The 3709-nt window shown below is 76.9% G+C and carries 3 protein-coding genes; 2 read left to right on the forward strand and 1 reads right to left on the reverse strand.

Going from position 1 to position 3709, the window contains the following annotated elements; translation table 11 throughout:
• Positions 1-820, forward strand: an 820-nt coding sequence (locus ABZW03_RS38510) for a helix-turn-helix transcriptional regulator (RefSeq protein WP_355269181.1), incomplete at its 5' end; no start/stop codon positions are given.
• Between the two features lie 54 nt (positions 821-874).
• Here ABZW03_RS38510 and ABZW03_RS38515 read toward each other — a convergent pair.
• Positions 875-1048, reverse strand: a complete 174-nt coding sequence (locus tag ABZW03_RS38515; RefSeq protein ID WP_355269183.1) for a hypothetical protein — start codon at positions 1046-1048, stop codon at positions 875-877.
• Positions 1049-1513: 465 nt separating this feature from the next.
• Here ABZW03_RS38515 and ABZW03_RS38520 point away from each other — a divergent pair, with 465 nt between their 5' ends.
• Entirely contained in the window at positions 1514-3673 is a 2160-nt protein-coding gene (locus tag ABZW03_RS38520; protein ID WP_355269185.1) for an LPXTG cell wall anchor domain-containing protein, read from the forward strand.
• The last annotated feature ends 36 nt before the right edge of the window (positions 3674-3709 follow it).

The following is a 3709-nucleotide window of genomic DNA, read 5'->3' on the forward strand; positions in this document are numbered from 1 at the left end:
CGAGGCGGTCGGCGGGCAGCTGAACGTCGCCCGGCGCATCCCCGGCAAGGAGGAGTTCGACGAGACGCTGCGCTACTTCCGCACCCGGCTGGCCGCCGGGCTGGCGGCGCTGCAGCTGGCGGAGGGGGAGGTCGCGCGGGCGGCGGCCACGCTCGGGCCGGCGCTGGCGGCGCTGCGCCGGGCCGGGGCCTGGCCGCGGGCGGCCGAGCTGCTGCCGGTGGCGGTGGAGGTGCTGCTGGCGGCGGGTGACGGGGCGGGGGCGGCGGAGCTGGCCGAGCAGGCGGCGGCGCACCTGGCGGGGCGGGACGCGCCGGCCGCGTCGGCAGCGCTGGCCTTCGCCCGCGGCCTGCTGCTGGCCGAGGGCGATCCGGCGGGCGCGGGCGCGCAGTTCACGCGCTGCGCGGAGCTGTGGCAGCGGATCGGGCGCCCGTACGAGCAGGCGCGGGCCCAGGAGCGGGCGGGCACGGCGGTGGCGGGGTCGGACCGGGCGGCGGCCGGGGAGCGGATCGCGGCCGCCGAGCAGGCGTACCTGGCGCTGGGCGCGGCCTCGGACGCGGCCCGCTGCCAGCGGCTGCGGCGCGAGCTGGGGCTGGGGCGGGCGGCCTCGCCGGGGCGGCGCGGTTACGGGGAGCGGCTGTCGCCGCGCGAGCGGCAGGTCGCGGCGCTGGCGGCGCAGGGGGCGGCGAACCAGGACATCGCCCGGGCGCTGTTCCTGTCGACCCGTACGGTCGAGCACCACGTGGCGAGCGCGCTGCGCAAGCTCGGGGTGGGCCGGGCGGGGCTGGGCGAGGCGCTGGCCGCCGAGGACGGCGTGTCCTGAGCGGAGAAGGGTCCCGCCCGCTCCCTCAAGAGGGCGGGACCCGGTCGGGGGGGGTCAGCGGTGCTGGCGGTACCCGGCGCGCTCGACGAGCCGGGAGAGCCGGGCCAGTCGGGCCAGGCCGGGGCGGCGCAGGCCGCTGCCGCTGCGGCGGGCGGGCAGGACCAGCCCCGGGTCGGGGGCGGTGAAGTGCGCGTCGGCGTAGAGCCGCAGGCGTTCGCGACGGGTCATCGGGCGACCTCCGGGGGGATGAGGGGTCGTCGGCTGGGGCGGGCTCCAGGAAACCGGCCCGGCGGGGGCGGGAACAATGCGTACCGCTACCCAATCGCGTGCCGAACCCTGGGTAGCGCCCGCATCCCCGCGCCCGCGTGCCCGCGCCCGTACCCCAGCGCCCGCATCCCCGCCCCCGCGTGCCCGCGCCCGGACGCGCCGTCAAGCGGGGCTGCTGCGGCCGGGTGAAGATCCCGTCCGCCGCGCTTCGGCGCCCGCCCGCGCAGGTACGAGGTGCTGCTGTTCGTGTCGCCTCCCGACAGCGAGGTTCCCGTGTCACCTGCCCGACGACCGCGGCGGCGCCCGCCGCACGTCCTGTCCGCACTGCTGGCGGTGACGCTCGGCGCGGGCGCCGTCGCCCTGACCGCCCCGGCCCCGGCCCTGGCCCCGGCGGTGAAACCGGTGGCGAAACCGGTGGCGTAACCGGTGGCGGAACCGGCTGCCAAGGCGCAGCCGAAGCCGCGCGGGGCCGGGACGCAGCGCCCGATCGGCCCCGCCCCGGTGGTCGACCGGCTGGCGCACGGCAACCTGACGATGGCCTCCAACTCGGTGCTGACCTGCGACGACAGCGACGGCTCGGTCTGCAACGACACCGAGGGCACCAACAACAACCGCACCAAGTACGTGAAGAGCGACCCGAACGCGCCCGGGAACAACGCGTCCTCCGCGCAGCTGGTGATCCCGGCCGGGGCGAACGTCCTGTCGGCCCGCCTGTACTGGCAGTTCAACCCGACCAACACCAGCACCGCCGGCGGCACCTCCGGGAACATCGACACCGGCAACCTGGTGTCCTGGAAGGTCCCGGGCAGCGCCGCCTACGAGCAGCTCACCGCCGACACCTACGACTGGTTCGACCAGCAGGTCGGCGGCACCCCGCCGGAGCCGCTGCTCGCCGGGGCGGGCGTCAAGGACGTCACCGCCCAGGTGCGGGCCGCCGGCCCGGGCAGCTACACCGTCGCCGACATCCAGGCCTGCGCCGGACGCTCCTCCGCCCAGAACTACGGCGGCAACAACGTCGGCTGCTGGGGCGGCTGGTCGCTGGTGGTGGCCTACGAGGACCCGGCGGAGCCGCTGCGCTACCTCCAGGTCTGGGACGGCTTCCAGCTGCTGCGCAGCCCCGACAACCTGGCCACGCTCACCCTGGCCGGCATCCGCACGCCCGCCACCGCCCCGCCGGCCACCATGGGCGTCACCGTCGGCGACGGCGACGTGCCGATCGCGGGCGACCAGCTGCTGGTCGGCTCCGCGGCCGACGACCTCACGCTGCTGCCGATGCCCGCCCCGGCCGGCGGCGTCACCACCGACAACGCCTTCACCAGCCGGATCGACCACGTCGCGGCGGACGGCACCGGCACCAACATCACCACCCGCGACCCCGCCCCCGTCAACAACTACGGCTACGACGCCCGGATGATCGACGTCACCGGCAGGATCCCGGCCGGCAGCACCCAGGCCGTGCTGCGGATCAACGGCGCCGGCGACGCCCTGCACCCGCAGGCCGTCTGGCTCGCCGTCGACGCCCTCGAACCGGACCTGCAGATCACCAAGGCCAACACCCCGCCCGGCAACCCGAGCGACAACCCGCCCGGCCTGGTCGGCCCCGGCGAGACCGTCACCTACACCTTCACCGTCGCCAACCGCCACCAGGACGGCAGCACCGCCGACCTCGACACCGCCACCGGCGTCACCGTGACCGACGTGATCCCGGCCGGCACCACCTTCGTCCCCGGCTCCAACCCGGCCTGCCAGGCCGACGGACAGACCGTCACCTGCACGGTCCCCGACCTGGCCCCCGGCGCGGAGGCCAGCGTCGCCTTCCAGGTCACCGTCGACGCCTCGACCGCCGTCGGCACCCGCCTCGACGACACGGCCACCCTCCGGTTCCAGGGCGGCCAGACCCAGCGGGTCCAGGAGCGCACCAGCAACACCGTGCGCAACACCGTCGCCGCCGTGCCCGGCTACACCGTCCTGAAGACCGTCGACCCCGCCACCGCCGAGCCCGGCGACACCGTCCGCTACCGGATCCAGGCCAACAACACCAGCCAGACCGACGCCCCCGGGGTCACCCTCACCGACGACCTGGCCGGCGTGCTGAACTCCGCCGCGTACAACAACGACGCCGCCGCGGACCGCGGGAAGGTCCAGTTCGCGGGCACCGCGCTGACCTGGACCGGGGACCTGCCGGTCGGCGCCACCGTCACCATCACCTACTCCGTCACCGTGCGCTCCCCGCTGGCCGCCGACGCGGTGCTGCGCAACACCGTCTCCTCCGACACCTTCGCGAACAACTGCCGGCCCGGCTCGACGGACGCGCGCTGCCGCACCGAGGTGCCGGTGACCGTGCCGAGCCCGAGCCCGAGCCCGAGCCCCAGTCCGAGCCCGACCTCGTCGCCGAGCCCGAGCCCCAGCCCGACGGCGCCGCCGCACCCGAGCCCGACCCACGGCCCCCCGCCCGGCCACGGCGGCGGCCACCTGCCCGAGACCGGCAGCAACGCGGCCCGGGTCCTGCCCCTCGTCGGCCTCGCCGCGCTCGGCACCGTCGCCGCCGGCGCGCTCCTGCTGATCCGCTCCCGCCGCACCCGCTGACCCCCTCTCCCCCACCGCACCACCCCCGGCCGCGCC

Source organism: Kitasatospora sp. NPDC004799 (assembly GCF_040609095.1).
In the GTDB taxonomy this organism is placed as follows: domain Bacteria; phylum Actinomycetota; class Actinomycetes; order Streptomycetales; family Streptomycetaceae; genus Kitasatospora.

Bases quoted from the DNA above. Each gene is read 5' to 3' on its own strand.
- ABZW03_RS38515 (WP_355269183.1), bottom strand. From the start codon at position 1,048: ATGACCCGTCGCGAACGCCTGCGGCTCTACGCCGACGCGCACTTCACC.